Raw genomic sequence first — 13,503 nt, 5'->3', positions numbered from 1 at the left:
CCACGCCCGGCACCGGCTCCTGCCCGGCGGCGGCCTCCGGCCCGAACAGGGCGAGGGGCGGGCGTGGTTGGAGCTGGGTGCCGTGGGGGAGCTGTACACGTCGTCGGAACCCCGTGACCGTGACGCATCCCTGGTAACCCCCGGACCCTTGGAGAGCACCCCGCATGCATGACGACCGCAGCCTGGTCGAAGCCCGCCTCAGGCGTGTCCTCGACGAGCGACTCCGCCCCGCCGTGTACCCCGAGTCCGTGCCGCTGGAAGTTGCGGTGTGGCACGCCCCCGACGAGCCGGTGCCCGTCGCCGAGGGCCTGGCGGCCGAGCCTGAGCCCATCGCCGTGGGCGCCCGCTGGGGTGCTCCCTGGGGCACCAGCTGGTTCCGGGTCACCGGGACCGTCCCCGAGGCGTGGGCCGGGAAAACCGTCGAGGCCCTCCTCGACCTCGGCTTCGACGAGAACATGCCCGGCTTCCAGTGCGAGGGCCTGGTCTACCGGCCCGACGGCACCCCGGTGAAGGGCCTCAACCCGCGCAACCAGTGGGTGCGGATCGGCGCCCCCGTCGAGGGCGGCGAGGAGATCCGCCTGCACATCGAGGCCGCCTCGAACCCCGTCATCCTCGACCACCACCCCTTCCTGCCCACGCGGTTGGGCGACAAGGAGACCGCGGGCGGCGAACCGCAGTACCGGCTGGCACGCATGGACCTCGCCGTCCTCGACGAGACGGTGTGGCAACTGGTGATCGACCTGGAGGTGCTCGGTGAGCTGATGGCCGAGCTGCCGGTGGAGTCTGCGCGGCGCTGGGAGATCCTGCGGGCGGTGGAGAAGGCGCTGGACGCGCTGGACCTCCAGGACGTGGGCGGCACGGCGGCGCAGGCCCGTTCGCGGTTGGACAGTGCCTTCGAGGCGCCCGCCGTCCCCTCCGCCCACCACCTCTGCGCCGTGGGACACGCCCACATCGACTCGGCGTGGCTGTGGCCGCTGCGGGAGACCGTGCGCAAGGTCGCCCGGACGACCTCCAACATGACCGCGCTCCTCGACGACGAGCCGGAGTTCGTGTTCGCCATGTCCCAGGCCCAGCAGTGGGCATGGGTCCGCGACCACCGGCCCGAGGTGTGGGCGCGGGTCAAGAAGGCGGTGGCGGACGGGCGGTTCGTGCCGGCCGGCGGCATGTGGGTGGAGTCGGACACCAACATGCCCGGCTCGGAGGCGATGGCCCGTCAGTTCGTGCACGGCAAACGGTTCTTCCTCGACGAGTTCGGCATCGAGAACCAGGAGGCGTGGCTGCCCGACACGTTCGGCTTCGCGGCCGGACTGCCCCAGATCATCAGGGCCGCGGGCTCCAAGTGGCTGCTGACACAGAAGATCTCCTGGTCCCGGACCAACGAGTTCCCCCACCACACCTTCCAGTGGGAGGGCATCGACGGCACCCGGATCTTCACGCACTTCCCACCCGTCGACACCTACAACTGCTCCATGAAGGGCAGCGAGATCGCCCACGCGGCACGGAACTTCAAGGACAAGGGGGTCGCCCGGCACTCCCTCGCCCCCACCGGCTGGGGCGACGGAGGAGGCGGCACCACGAGGGAGATGGTCGCCAAGGCGGCCCGGCTGCGCGACCTCGAAGGCTCGGCGACCGTGGCCTGGGAGACCCCGAAGGAGTTCTTCACCAAGGCCGAGGCCGAGTACCCCGAACCACCCGTCTGGGTCGGCGAGCTCTACCTCGAACTGCACCGCGCGACCCTCACCAGCCAGGCGAAGACCAAGCAGGGCAACCGCCGCAGCGAACATCTCCTGCGCGAGGCCGAACTGTGGGCGGCGACGGCAGCCGTACGGACCGGATCGCCTTACCCGTACGAGGAGTTGGACCGCATCTGGAAGACGGTGCTGCTCCACCAGTTCCACGACATCCTGCCGGGGTCGTCGATCGCCTGGGTGCACCGGGAGGCGCGGCGCACGTACGAGCGGCTCGCGGACGAGCTGACCGGCATCATCGACACGGCCCAGCGCGCCCTGGCGGGGGAGGGCACACGGGAACTGCTCTTCAACGCCGCACCCCATGGCCGTAAAGGAGTCGCCGCGGGCGGCGCCGGAACGGCGGTCGTCGAGGGACGGACGACCGTGACCGAGCGGCCCGGCGGCGGGCACGTCCTGGACAACGGCATCCTGCGGGTCGAGGTCGACGCGCACGGACTGGCCGTCTCCGTGTACGACATCGAGGCCGACCGCGAGACGATCGCACCGGGCCGCGCCGGCAACCTCCTCCAACTCCACCCGGACTTCCCGAACATGTGGGATGCGTGGGACGTGGACGAGTTCTACCGCAACACGGTCACGGATCTCACCGATGTGGACGAGCTCGCCCCCGACGGGCACGGTGTGCGGATCGTGCGGACCTTCGGCGGCTCCCGCGTCACCCAGGTGCTGTCCCTCGGGCCCGGTGAGCGGCGGCTTCTCGTGGACACGGAGGTCGACTGGCACGAGACGGAGAAGTTCCTGAAGCTGGCCTTCCCGCTCGACGTGCACGCCGAACGGTACGCGTCGGAGACGCAGTTCGGGCACTTCCACCGGCCCACCCACACCAACACCTCATGGGAGGCGGCGAAGTTCGAGGCCTGCAACCACCGCTTCGTGCACCTGGAGGAACCGGGCTGGGGCGTGGCGATCGTCAACGACTCGACGTACGGGCACGACGTGACCCGTACGGTCCGGGCCGACGGTGACCATGGCACGACCACCACGGTCCGGGTGTCGCTGCTGCGGGCCCCGCGTTTCCCCGACCCCGAGACCGACCAGGGCGTCCACCGGTTCCGGCACGCGCTGGTGCCGGGCGCGGGCATCGGGGACGCGGTACGGGAGGGGTGGCGGATCAATCTGCCGGACCGGTCCGTGCGGGGTTCCCAGGAGGTCGCTCCCCTCGTGAGCGTCGACCAGGAGGCGGTGGTGATCACCGCGGTCAAACTCGCCGACGACGGAAGCGGGGACGTGGTGGTCCGCCTCCACGAGGCCCACGGCGGGCGGGCCCGGGCCACCCTCACGGCGGGGTTCGAGGTCGCCGGGGTCACGGCGACGGACCTGCTGGAGCGCCCGTCGGCGGATGCGCCCTCGCTGCGGTGTGAGGGGAACGAGGTGGCCCTGCGACTGCGGCCGTTCGAGCTGGTCACGCTGCGGTTCAGCAGGGCCTGAGCAAGGGGGCGGGGAGACCCGCCCCCTTCACCTCGTGAACCGATCCTCGTCGCACCTCTCAGCCCCCGAGCTGCGTCCGCAGCCACTCCTCCACCTCGCCCACATGCGCGGCCGCCGCCGCCCGCGCCGCCTCGGGGTCGTGGGCGATCAGGGCCCGGTGGATCGCGGCGTGCTCGCGCCGCGTCCGTTCGAAGGCGCCCTCCTCCTGGTAGCCGCGCCACACCCGCGCCCGGAAGGTGCGCGACGACAGGCCCTCCAGGATCGCCGCCATCGTGTCGTTGCCGGCCGCCACCGCGATTTCGCGGTGGAATGCCAGGTCGTGGGCGAGGATCTCCTCGGGGTCGTCCGTGGCGTTCATCGCCGCGAGGTGTTTCTCGACCTCGGCCAGCTGGTCGGGCGTGATGCGGGCGGCGGCCAGCGCGGTCGCCGTCGACTCGAGGACGCGGCGCACCTCGAGCAGCTCCACCAGACGCGGGCCCCGGGACAGGTCGGCGACCACGCCGAAGGTCTCCAGCAGGTCACCCGCCTCCAGCTGGGTGACGTAGATCCCCGAGCCGTGCCGGGCCTCCAGCACGCCCATCACCGTCAGCGCCCGGATCGCCTCCCGCATCGAACTGCGGGAGAGGCCCAGCTGGACGGCCAGATCACGCTCGGTCGGCAGCCGCTCACCCGGCTCCAGCCGGCCCTCGCCGATCATCGCCTTGATCTGCTCGATGGCGCGCTGCGTCACGGTGCCCTTCTGCGGGGCTGTCTCGTCCACGCCATTCCTCCACATCACCGGGGTGCGCCGCAGTCTAACCGCCAGGGTGGTCGGACCACTATGGCCGAAAGACGGGAAAATCTGCCGCCGGAGGGTATTGCAAGGGCCGAGTGGTCTGATAAGTATGCGTCATCTGCTCGAACACGCTCATGCTCGATCACGCTCGACACGCTCAACGAGGAGCCTCCAGATGCCCGGCAGAACAGTGGGGAAGCGGAACAGGTTTCGCATCATCGGCGCGGTGGCCGCGGCTGCGAGCGCCTCGCTCGTGCTCGCCGCGTGCGGCAGCACCAAGGACACCGGCAGCGCCGGCGCCGAGGGAGGCGACGGGACCGGCAAGGTAGGAGTGATCCTGCCGCTGCTGACCTCGCCGTTCTGGCAGTCGTACAACGACTACGTGCCCAAGATGGCCAAGTCCGAGGGGGTGGACACGCTGAAGACGGTCAACTCCAACAGCGATCCCTCCCAGCAGATCACCGACATCAACAACGAGCTCAACCAGGGCGTCAAGGGCCTGGTCGTCGCCCCGCTCGACAGCGCCGCCATCGAGGCCGGCCTCGACCAGGCCGAGCGCAAGGGCGTCCCGGTCGTCGCGGTCGACGTGGCCCCCGACAAGGGCAAGGTCGCCATGGTCGTACGGGCGAACAACGTCTCGTACGGCGAGAAGGCCTGCCAGTACCTCGGGGAGCAGATCCCCTCCGGCAAGGTCGTGCAGATCATGGGCGACCTGGCCTCCGTCAACGGCCGCGACCGCTCCGAGGCCTTCCGGGCCTGTGTGAAGAAGAACTTCCCGAAGCTGAAGGTGCTGGAGATCCCCGCCAAGTGGGAGTCCGACGCGGCCGCCTCGCAGCTGGGCACCCTCCTGAACGCCAACCCCGACATCAAGGGCATCTACATGCAGGCCGGCGGCGTCTACCTCGCGCCGACCCTGCAGACCCTCAAGTCCAAGGGGATGCTGAAGAAGGCCGGGCAGGCGGGCCACATCGACATCGTCTCCAACGACGGCATCCCGCAGGAGTTCGACGCCATCCGCAAGGGCGAGATCGACGCCACCGTCTCCCAGCCCGCCGACCTGTACGCCAAGTACGGCATGTACTACATCAAGGCGGCGATGCAGGGGAAGACCTTCAAGCCCGGTCCGACCGACCACGACTCCACGATCGTCAAGCTGTCCAGCGGCATCCTGGAGGACCAGCTGCCCGCGCCCCTGGTCACCAAGGACAACGTCGACGACCCCAAGCTGTGGGGCAACACGGTCAAATGAGCACCCCACTCGTTGAAGCCCAGGGGGTCGTCAAACGGTACGGCCCCACGACCGCCCTCGCGGACGGCCGCCTCACCGTCCTGCCCGGCGAGTCCCACGCCCTCGTCGGCCGCAACGGCGCGGGCAAGTCCACCCTCGTCACGATCCTCACCGGCCTCCAGGCTCCCGACGAGGGCACCGTCCGCTTCGACGGCGAGCCCGCGCCACCCCTCGCCGACCGGGACGCCTGGCGGAGCAAGGTCGCCTGCGTCTACCAGAAGCCCACCGTCGTACCCGAGTTGACGGTCGCCGAGAACCTCTTCATCAACCGGCAGCCCCTGCGGCGCGGGTTCATCAGCTGGCGTGGGCTGAGGACCCGGGCCGCCGAACTCCTCGACACCTGGGACGTGCGCGTCGACCCGGAGGCGCGCACGGCCGACCTCAAGGTCGAGGACCGCCAAATGGTGGAGATCGCGAGGGCGTTGAGCTTCGGCGCCCGCTTCATCGTCCTCGACGAGCCGACCGCGCAGCTCGACAAGCGGGAGATCGAGCGGCTCTTCGGCCGGATGCGGGCACTGCAGGACTCCGGCGTCACCTTCCTGTTCATCTCGCACCACCTCCAGGAGGTGTACGAGGTGTGCCAGACGGTGACGGTCCTCAGGGACGCCCGCTGGATCACCACGGCCCCGGTCGCCGACATGCCCCGGACGGCCCTGATCGAGGCCATGGCCGGCGAGACCATCGCCGAACAGGCCGTACAGCTCAGGGAGGTCGGGGAAACCGCCCCGGTCCTCCTCGACGTCAGCGGCCTCACCTCCGACGCCTACGAGGACGTCGACCTCACCGTGCGCCGCGGTGAGGTCGTCGGACTCGCCGGCATCAGCGGCAGCGGCAAGATCGAGCTGGCCGAGTCCTTCACGGGACTGCACACCCCGACGGGCGGAACGGCCCGGCTCGACGGCAGGCCGCTGCCGTTCGGCGATGTGCAGGCCTCCTTGAAAGCGGGCGTCGGCTTCGTGCCACGCGACCGGCACGCGCAGGGCCTGGTCTTCGGCATGACCATCGGTGACAACGCCACGCTCAGTGTCCTGGACCGGCTCGGCCGCTACGGCTTCGTCGGCACCGACCGCAAGCGCGGCTTCGCCACCGAGCTGATCGACCGGCTCGACATCCACACCGAGGGCCCCGACCAGCCGGTCTCGGACCTCTCCGGCGGCAACGCGCAGAAGGTCGTCATGGCCCGCGCGCTCGCCTCCGACCCCCGCCTGCTCGTCCTCATCAACCCCACCGCGGGCGTCGACGTGAAGTCCAAGGAGTCCCTCCTCTCCCGCGTGGACACCGCCCGCGAGGACGGCACCGCGGTCCTCGTCGTCTCCGACGAACTCGACGACCTGCGCCGCTGCGACCGCGTCCTCGTCCTCTTCCACGGCCGCGTGGTCGCCGAGCATCCGGCCGGCTGGCGCGACCACGAGCTGATCGCCTCCATCGAAGGAGTGGACCACCATGGCTGACACCCAGGCTCCGCCGGTGAAGCACGTGCGGGTGCCCGAGGCGCGGGCAGCCCGGACGGTCCTGCTGCGCCGCGCCCGCGAACTCGCCCTCGTCCCCGCCCTGTTGCTGCTCATGGTGCTCGGCGCGTTCGTCAACGACTCGTTCCTCACCGAGCGCAACCTGATCTCCATCCTCGGCGCCTCGGCCGCCCTCGCCATGGTGGTGCTCGCCGAGTCCCTCGTCCTGATCACCGGCAAGTTCGACCTCTCCCTGGAGTCGGTCGTCGGCATCGCGCCCGCCGTGGGAGCCCTCCTCGTCCTGCCCGCGGCCCAGTCCGGCTGGGGCACCGAGTTCCCGGCCGTCCTCGCCCTGCTCGCGGTCCTCGTCGTCGGCGCGGCCGTCGGCGCCTTCAACGGCATCCTGGTCGTGAAGTTCAAGCTCAACGCGTTCATCGTGACGCTCGCGATGCTGATCGTGCTGCGCGGACTGCTCGTAGGCGCCACCAAGGGCAAGACTCTCTTCGGCATGCCGGACAGCTTCTACTCCCTGGCCACCACGACCTTCCTGAGCGTCCCCATGTCCGTGTGGCTCGCCGCGGTCGCCTTCGCCGTCACCGGCTTCGTCCTGAAGTACCACCGCATCGGCCGTTCCCTCTACGCCATCGGCGGCAACGCCGACGCGGCCCGCGCCGCGGGCATCCGCGTCGAGCGCGTGATGCTCGGCGTGTTCGTCGTGGCCGGTGTCCTCGCCTCCGTCGGCGGCATCATGCAGACCGGCTATGTCGGCGCGATCAGCGCCAATCAGGGCCAGAACATGATCTTCACCGTGTTCGCGGCGGCGGTGATCGGCGGCATCAGCCTCGACGGCGGCAAGGGCACCATGTTCGGCGCCCTGACCGGCGTACTCCTGCTGGGTGTCGTACAGAACCTGCTGACACTCGCCCAGGTGCCGTCCTTCTGGATCCAGGCCATCTACGGCGGAATCATCCTGGTGGCCCTCATGATCGCCCGTGTGACGACGGGGCGCGCCCAGGACTGAGTCCGCCCGCCCCGTCCCTTACCGAAAGGCCTTCCGTGTCCTCGACCCCCGCCCGCGTCACCGCGGTAGACACCTACGACATCCGCTTCCCCACCTCGCGCGAGCTCGACGGCTCCGACGCGATGAACCCGGACCCCGACTACTCGGCGGCCTACGTCGTGCTGCGCACGGACGCGGCCGACGGGCACGAGGGGCACGGATTCACCTTCACCATCGGGCGGGGCAACGAGGTCCAGGTCGCAGCGATCGAGGCGCTGCGCGGGCATGTGGTCGGACGGTCCGTCGACGAGCTGTGCGCGGACCCGGGGACGCTGAACCGCGACCTGATCGGCGACAGCCAGTTGCGCTGGCTCGGCCCCGAGAAGGGCGTGATGCACATGGCGATCGGCGCGGTCGTCAACGCCGTGTGGGATCTCGCCGCCAAACGCGCGGACAAGCCGCTGTGGCGGCTGCTGGCCGAGGGCGACCCCGAGTGGCTGGTCGCTCAGATCGACTTCCGCTACCTCACGGACGCACTCACTCCCGAGGAGGCGCTGGAGATCCTGCGGCGGGGGCGTGCGGGCTCGCAGGAGCGCACCGAGAGGCTTCTGGAGCGCGGCTACCCCGCCTACACCACCTCCGCCGGCTGGCTCGGCTACGACGACGAGAAGCTCACCCGGCTCGCCGCCGAGGCCGTCGCCGCCGGCTTCCGGCAGATCAAGCTCAAGGTCGGCGCGGATCTGGAGGACGACGTACGGCGCTGCCGGGTCGCCCGCCAGGTCGTCGGCGCCGACATCCGCATGGCCATCGACGCCAACCAGCGCTGGGACGTCGACGAGGCGATCCGCTGGACCAAGGCCCTCGCCGAGTTCGACCCGTACTGGATCGAGGAGCCCACCAGCCCCGACGACATCCTCGGCCACGCCACGATCCGCAAGGCCGTCGCCCCGGTCAAGGTCGCCACCGGCGAGCACGTCCAGAACCGGGTCGTCTTCAAGCAGCTGCTCCAGGCCGGCGCCCTCGACGTCGTCCAGATCGACGCGGCCCGCGTCGGCGGCGTCAACGAGAACCTCGCCATCCTGCTGCTTGCCGCCAAGTTCGGCGTGCCGGTCTGCCCGCACGCGGGCGGGGTCGGCCTGTGCGAACTCGTCCAGCACCTGTCGATGTTCGACTACGTGGCCGTCACCGGCACCACCGAGGACCGGGTCATCGAGTACGTCGACCATCTGCACGACCACTTCCTCGATCCCGTGGTGATCCGGGAAGGCCACTACTCGGCACCCGTCGCGCCGGGCTTCTCGGCCGCCATGCGCCCCGAGTCCATCGCGCGGTACACGTTCCCCGGTGGCGCCTTCTGGGCAGAAGACCTCGCCAACGACACGCAGAAGAAGGGGCAGGCGGCATGAGTGACTTCGAGGGCCTCAAGGCACTGGTGACCGGCGGCGCCTCCGGCATCGGCCGGGCCACCGCGGAACTCCTCGTCGCACGCGGCGCCCAGGTCGCCGTCCTCGACCTGGACACCTCCTCGGTCGAGAAGCCGCTGCTCGCCTACCGCGCCGACGTCACCGACGACGCCTCCGTCCGCGAGGCCGTGGCCGCCGCCGTGGCCGACCTCGGCGGACTCGACGTGGTCGTCAACAACGCGGGCATCGGCGCCCAGGGCACCGTGGCGGACAACGACGACGACGAATGGCACCGCGTCCTGGACGTCAACGTCGTCGGCATGGTCCGGGTCGCCCGCGCCGCCCTGCCCCATCTGCGCGAGTCCGCGCACGCGGCGATCGTGAACACCTCGTCCATCGCGGCCACCGCGGGCCTGCCGCAACGGGCGCTGTACAGCGCGACCAAGGGGGCGGTGTACTCCCTGACGCTCGCCATGGCCGCCGACCACGTCCGTGAGGGCATCCGCGTGAACTGCGTCAACCCCGGTACGGCGGACACCCCGTGGATCGGGCGGCTGCTGGCCAAGGCCCCCGACCCGGCCGCCGAACGTGCCGCCCTGGAGGCCCGTCAGCCCGCCGGCCGGCTCGTCTCGGCGGACGAGGTCGCGGGCGCCGTCGCCTACCTGGCGAGCCCGCTCTCCGGCGCCACCACCGGCACCTCCCTCGCCGTCGACGGCGGCATGCAGGGCCTGCGCCTGAGGCCGGTGGGCCAGTGAACCCTCTCGGCACGAGCGGGGTGCGGGTCAGCGGACTGGGCTTCGGCGCCGCCGTCATCGGCAACCTGTTCACCGAGGTAAGCGACGAGCAGGCGCACGAGGCGGTCACCGCCGCCTGGCAGCGCGGCATCCGCTACTTCGACACCGCCCCGCACTACGGTCTCGGACTGTCGGAACGCCGCCTTGGGGAGGCACTGCGCGAGCACCCGCGCGCGGATTACACACTCTCCACGAAGGTGGGCCGCCGCCTGGTGCCGTCCGCGGACGGCGGCGACGACCTCGCCGACGGCTTCGCGGTCCCCGCCACCCACCGCCGGGTCTGGGACTTCAGCGCCGACGGCGTACGACGCACCCTCGAGTCGAGCCTCGAACGGCTCGGCCTCGACCGCGTCGACGTCGTCTACCTCCACGATCCCGACGACCACGCCGAAGAGGCCTTCCGCGAGGGGTACCCGGCCCTGGAGAAGCTCCGCTCCGAGGGGGTCGTCGGGGCTATCGGCGCCGGCATGAACCAGGCCGGTATGCTGACCCGCTTCGTGCACGAGACCGACGTCGACGTGGTGCTGTGCGCCGGCCGCTACACCCTGCTCGACCAGAGCGCGCTCACCGAGCTGCTCCCCGCCGCCGTGGCACGGGGCGTCTCCGTGGTGATCGGCGGCGCCTTCAACTCCGGGCTGCTGGCCGATCCGAGACCGGGAGCGACGTACAACTACGCGCAGGCCTCCGGGGACGTGCTGGACCGAGCCCTGCGTATGCGGGGGGCCGCCGAGCGGCACGGCATCAGCCTGCGGGCCGCCGCCCTCGCCTTCTGCGCCGCCCACCCGGCCGTCGCGAGCGTCCTGGTGGGCGCCCGCTCGGCGGCCGAAGTCCAGGATGCCGCCGACCAGTTCGCGACCCCGGTGCCACCCGCCTTCTGGCAGGAACTGCGCGACACCGGTCTCCTGACCACCGAGGAGCCGTCATGAGAGTGGCCCTGCACACCACGGTCCGCGCGGACCGTGTCGAGGAGTACGAGGCGGCACACCGCGAGGTTCCGGAGGAGCTGACCGCCGCCATCCGCGCCGCGGGCGTGAGCGAGTGGACGATCTGGCGCAGCGGCACCGATCTCTTCCACGTCCTGGAGGTCGAGGACTACCCGGCGATGATCGCCGAACTGGAGAAACTGCCGGTCAACATCGCCTGGCAGGCCCGCATGGGCGAACTCCTCGACGTGGCGCACGACTACTCCGACGAGGGCGCCGACGCCGGCCTGCCCGTCGTGTGGGAGCTGCCGTGACGGTGGTGGACGCGCACCACCATGTGTGGGACCTGTCGGTGCGGGACCAGGACTGGATCGCCTCCGGCAGCCCGCTGCGACGGAACTTCACGATCGAGGACCTCGCCCCCGAGGCCCGCGCGGCAGGCGTCGAACGCACGGTTCTCGTCCAGACGGTTACCGTGCCCGAGGAGACCCCGGAGTTCCTGGCCCTCGCCGCCGGGCACGATCTGATCGCGGGGGTCGTCGGCTGGACCGACCTGACCCGTCCCGACGCCGCCGAAGAGCTGGCCCGGCTGCGTGAACTCCCCGGCGGGACCTGGCTCAAGGGCATCCGCCACCAGGTCCAGGGCGAGCCGGACCCCGAGTGGCTGCTGCGGCCGGACGTACACCGCGGCCTGACCGCGGTGGCCGAAGCGGGTCTGGTGTACGACCTGGTCGTCCTTCCCCACCAACTGCCCGCCTGCGCCAAGGCGGCCGAGTCGCTGCCACAACTCACCTTCGTCCTCGACCACTTGGGCAAGCCTCCCATCGCCTCCGGCGCCCTGGAACCCTGGGCGGCCGACGTCCGCGCCCTCGCCGCCCTGCCCAACACCGTCTGCAAACTCTCCGGCATGGTCACCGAGGCGGACCTCGACTCCTGGACGCTCGACGACCTGCGCCCGTACGCCGACACCGTCCTGGAGACCTTCGGCCCGGACCGCCTGATGTTCGGCTCGGACTGGCCGGTGTGCTCGCTCGCGGCGACCTACGGTGAGGTGGTGTCCGCGGCGCGGGAACTCACCGCCGGCCTCGGCACATCGGAACGCGACGACGCCTTCGGAGGTACGGCCACCCGCGCCTACGGCCTGTGACCCTGCCCAGCCGGCTGCGCCAGCCGTGTGGGCGGCAGGAACTCCCGCACATACGTCCGCTCCCAGCACGCCCCCGTCTCCCGCAGCTCCCGCCACGTCGTGTACCGGTACCGGAAGAGGCGGGCGCGGACATGGCGGGGCGGCTCGTCCGGCGGGAACGGTGAGCGGCGCAGCAGCCTCAGCGTGGCGGGGTCGTTCTCCAGGAGCCGTTCGACCATGGTGCCGAACCACGCCTGGGCGTACGCCGGGGACAGCGCGGCGAACCACATCATCCAGTCCAGGCGCAGATGGTAGGGCGCGAACTGGCGCGGCCAGCGCCGTGGATCACCCGGCTTGCCCTTGAACTCGTACTCCTTCCACTCGGAGTCCCGGCGCGGTGCGTCGTCCGCCGTACCCTCGACCACCACTTCGTGGCGGACCCGGCTGACGCTGCCGAACGCGCCGTAGGTGTTGACGAGGTGGAGCGGGTCGAAGGAACGGTTCATGATCTGGCTCCGGGAGATCATGTTGCGGACCGGGTGGTAGCTCAGGGCGAGCAGGAGCGCGGCGACGGCGAGGACCACCACCTCGTACCAGAGCGGGGTGGCGGGCAGGTCGGGTGCCTCGCCCCCGAGATCCAGCGCCGGCACCGCCAGCACGATCGTGATCCAGTTCAGCCAGGCGAAGTTGCCCGAGAGCACCAACCACAGCTGGGTCGCGATCATCAGGGACGCGGCCGCCGTGGCGATCGGCTGCGGGGTGAACAGCAGGAAGGGAACCACGAGCTGGGTGACGTGGTTCGCGGCCACCTCCACCCGGTGCAGCGGCCGGGGCAGATGGTGGAAGAACCAGCTCAGCGGCCCCGGCATCGGCTGGGTCTCGTGGTGGTGGTCGAGGCAGGTGAGCTTGCGCCAGCAGGCGTCGCCGCGCATCTTGATGAGCCCCGCGCCGAACTCGACCCGGAACAGGATCCAGCGCAGGAGGAACAGCACCAGGACCGGCGGGGCCACCTCGTCGTTGCCGAGGAACACCGCGAGGAAGCCGACCTCCAGCAGCAGGGACTCCCAGCCGAAGCCGTACCAGGTCTGGCCCACGTTGACGATCGACAGGTACAGCAGCCACGGCACCAGCCACAGCAGCATCCCGCCCCACAGCGGCAGCCGGGAGTCGAGGCCCGCCGCAAGCGCGGCCGCCACCGCGCAGCCCGTCGCCGCGCAGAGAGCGAAGAACCGGTCCGAGTAGTGGAGTTGGAAGAGGCTCGGCGCCCGCCGGAAGGGCACGCGGGCGACGAAACGCGGGATCGGCAGCATCCCGCGCTCCCCGAGCAGCGCCCGGAACTGCAGGGCCGCCGCCAGGAACGCGACGAAGTACAGCCCGGCCAGAGCCCGCTGGAAGACCAGTCGGCTCAGCCAGTAGTCGGATGCGGTGAACCAGTCCACGCCGTGTTCTCCTGCCTCCATTGTCCCGCCGAACCCTGCGTGACTCTCCGTGTACCTGCTCTCCGCTTGCGTAACCCAAGTGAACGAAGCAGACAATAGTGACGAACTGCCCGGTATGGACGGGAGAA

At 70.7% G+C, this 13,503-nt stretch carries 11 protein-coding genes; 9 read left to right on the top strand and 2 right to left on the bottom strand.

The genetic code is table 11. The features are described 5' to 3' along the window. The first annotated feature begins 164 nt into the window (after window positions 1-164). A complete protein-coding gene (locus BFN33_RS17535; RefSeq protein WP_069760997.1) occupies window positions 165-3,179 on the top strand; it encodes a glycoside hydrolase family 38 C-terminal domain-containing protein in 3,015 nt (1,004 codons plus the stop codon). A gap of 58 nt (window positions 3,180-3,237) precedes the next feature. Here BFN33_RS17535 and BFN33_RS17530 read toward each other — a convergent pair whose 3' ends face one another. Further along, on the bottom strand, window positions 3,238-3,939 hold the full coding sequence (locus BFN33_RS17530) for a FadR/GntR family transcriptional regulator (RefSeq protein WP_069760996.1): 702 nt from the start codon (window positions 3,937-3,939) through the stop codon (window positions 3,238-3,240). Between the two features lie 190 nt (window positions 3,940-4,129). Here BFN33_RS17530 and BFN33_RS17525 point away from each other — a divergent pair, with 190 nt between their 5' ends. Genes BFN33_RS17525 through BFN33_RS17490 form a run of 8 tightly spaced genes read left to right on the top strand, consistent with a single transcriptional unit; the run spans window position 4,130 to window position 11,957 of the window. Further along, window positions 4,130-5,203, top strand: a complete 1,074-nt coding sequence (locus BFN33_RS17525; RefSeq protein ID WP_069760995.1) for a sugar ABC transporter substrate-binding protein — start codon at window positions 4,130-4,132, stop codon at window positions 5,201-5,203. Then, on the top strand, window positions 5,200-6,693 hold the full coding sequence (locus BFN33_RS17520) for a sugar ABC transporter ATP-binding protein (protein ID WP_069760994.1): 1,494 nt from the start codon (window positions 5,200-5,202) through the stop codon (window positions 6,691-6,693). Before BFN33_RS17525 ends, BFN33_RS17520 begins: the two co-directional genes overlap by 4 nt. Beyond that, window positions 6,686-7,711 carry an ABC transporter permease gene (locus tag BFN33_RS17515; RefSeq protein ID WP_069760993.1) on the top strand — a complete coding sequence of 342 codons (1,026 nt, stop codon included), beginning with the start codon at window positions 6,686-6,688 and terminating at the stop codon, window positions 7,709-7,711. The genes BFN33_RS17520 and BFN33_RS17515 overlap by 8 nt, the downstream gene beginning before the upstream one ends. A gap of 35 nt (window positions 7,712-7,746) precedes the next feature. Continuing rightward, entirely contained in the window at window positions 7,747-9,096 is a 1,350-nt protein-coding gene (locus tag BFN33_RS17510; RefSeq protein ID WP_069760992.1) for an L-fuconate dehydratase, read from the top strand. Further along, on the top strand, window positions 9,093-9,848 hold the full coding sequence (locus tag BFN33_RS17505; protein ID WP_069760991.1) for an SDR family NAD(P)-dependent oxidoreductase: 756 nt from the start codon (window positions 9,093-9,095) through the stop codon (window positions 9,846-9,848). The genes BFN33_RS17510 and BFN33_RS17505 overlap by 4 nt, the downstream gene beginning before the upstream one ends. Further along, the gene (locus tag BFN33_RS17500) at window positions 9,845-10,813 is read left to right on the top strand and encodes an aldo/keto reductase (RefSeq protein ID WP_069760990.1); all 969 of its coding nucleotides are present in this window, start codon (window positions 9,845-9,847) and stop codon (window positions 10,811-10,813) included. Before BFN33_RS17505 ends, BFN33_RS17500 begins: the two co-directional genes overlap by 4 nt. Next, window positions 10,810-11,124 (top strand): L-rhamnose mutarotase, encoded by a 315-nt coding sequence (locus BFN33_RS17495; RefSeq protein ID WP_069760989.1) that lies wholly within the window; start codon window positions 10,810-10,812, stop codon window positions 11,122-11,124. Before BFN33_RS17500 ends, BFN33_RS17495 begins: the two co-directional genes overlap by 4 nt. Continuing rightward, window positions 11,121-11,957: an amidohydrolase gene (locus BFN33_RS17490; RefSeq protein ID WP_069760988.1), complete on the top strand. Its 837-nt coding sequence runs from the start codon at window positions 11,121-11,123 to the stop codon at window positions 11,955-11,957. The genes BFN33_RS17495 and BFN33_RS17490 overlap by 4 nt, the downstream gene beginning before the upstream one ends. On the opposite strand, the gene BFN33_RS17485 is transcribed toward BFN33_RS17490, so the two are convergent. After that, window positions 11,945-13,375: a lipase maturation factor family protein gene (locus BFN33_RS17485; protein ID WP_069760987.1), complete on the bottom strand. Its 1,431-nt coding sequence runs from the start codon at window positions 13,373-13,375 to the stop codon at window positions 11,945-11,947. The two genes, BFN33_RS17490 and BFN33_RS17485, sit on opposite strands and share 13 nt — an antisense overlap. Window positions 13,376-13,503: the final 128 nt, after the last annotated feature.

The sequence above is a fragment of the Streptomyces sp. LUP47B genome (assembly GCF_001746295.1).
Classification (GTDB): domain Bacteria; phylum Actinomycetota; class Actinomycetes; order Streptomycetales; family Streptomycetaceae; genus Streptomyces.
This window is presented reverse-complemented; position numbering and strand designations above follow the sequence as displayed.

Coding starts and splice junctions, on each gene's coding strand:
- BFN33_RS17535 (WP_069760997.1), top strand. CDS start 165: ATGCATGACGACCGCAGCCTGGTCGAAGCCCGCCTCAGGCGTGTCCTC.
- BFN33_RS17525 (WP_069760995.1), top strand. CDS start 4,130: ATGCCCGGCAGAACAGTGGGGAAGCGGAACAGGTTTCGCATCATCGGC.
- BFN33_RS17520 (WP_069760994.1), top strand. CDS start 5,200: ATGAGCACCCCACTCGTTGAAGCCCAGGGGGTCGTCAAACGGTACGGC.
- BFN33_RS17515 (WP_069760993.1), top strand. CDS start 6,686: ATGGCTGACACCCAGGCTCCGCCGGTGAAGCACGTGCGGGTGCCCGAG.
- BFN33_RS17505 (WP_069760991.1), top strand. CDS start 9,093: ATGAGTGACTTCGAGGGCCTCAAGGCACTGGTGACCGGCGGCGCCTCC.
- BFN33_RS17495 (WP_069760989.1), top strand. CDS start 10,810: ATGAGAGTGGCCCTGCACACCACGGTCCGCGCGGACCGTGTCGAGGAG.